Genomic DNA, 679 nt, shown 5'->3' with positions numbered 1-679 from the left:
TAGGGATAGGTCTTGTGGCCCTTTGCGGGCCTGCTGGTGTTGGGCTTCTGGTAAATCGGCATCAGCCCCATCAGGCGCATCAGTCGCCGTATCCGCTTCTCGTTCACCAAGTGTCCGTCGTTACGCAGATGCCAGGTCATTTGCCGGACACCGAAGAACGGGGTCTCCAGGAACTGCTCGTCGATCTGCCGCATCAGGCCGAGGTTCTGTTCGGTTTCGCCCTTCGGCTCGTAGTAATAGGATGAGCGTGCGATCGACAGCAGCTTGCACTGCTGCCCAATCGACAGATCCGAATGGTTCGGCTCGATCATGCCACGCCTCACTTCCCGCCCCAAGGCTTCAGCTTTCGTTCCAAAAAAGAGTTGGCCACCGCCAGCTCCCCGATCTTGGCGTGGAGCTCCTTCACCTGCTCCTCGTCGATCTCGGGCTTCCTTCGGCCCCCGCGCTCGAACACGCCCGACGCGCCTTCGAGCAAGGCCCGCTTCCATTGATGGATCATCGTTGGATGCACCCCGAACCGGCTCGCCAGCTCGGCCGCTGTCTCTTCACCCTTCAGGGCTTCCAGCGCGACCTTTGCCTTGAACTCGGGCGCGTGCTGCTTGCGTTTCGACATCTCTGATCTCCTTCTCGTCGAAGATCAGCAGACTGCAAATCGTAGCTTATGTCAGTGTCCGAATTT

At 59.2% G+C, this 679-nt stretch carries 2 protein-coding genes; both read right to left on the bottom strand.

The window, feature by feature from the left end; translation table 11 throughout:
- Nucleotides 1-311: IS3 family transposase (locus tag F8R15_RS22185; RefSeq protein ID WP_172976287.1), on the bottom strand; the 311-nt coding region annotated here is incomplete at its 3' end.
- 8 nt (nt 312-319) lie between these two features.
- Entirely contained in the window at nt 320-613 is a 294-nt protein-coding gene (locus F8R15_RS22180) for an IS3 family transposase (protein WP_038142960.1), read from the bottom strand.
- Between the last annotated feature and the right edge of the window lie 66 nt (nt 614-679).

Origin of the sequence: Thioclava sp. JE_KL1 (assembly GCF_009296265.1) — a bacterium.
GTDB lineage: Bacteria > Pseudomonadota > Alphaproteobacteria > Rhodobacterales > Rhodobacteraceae > Thioclava.
This window is presented reverse-complemented; position numbering and strand designations above follow the sequence as displayed.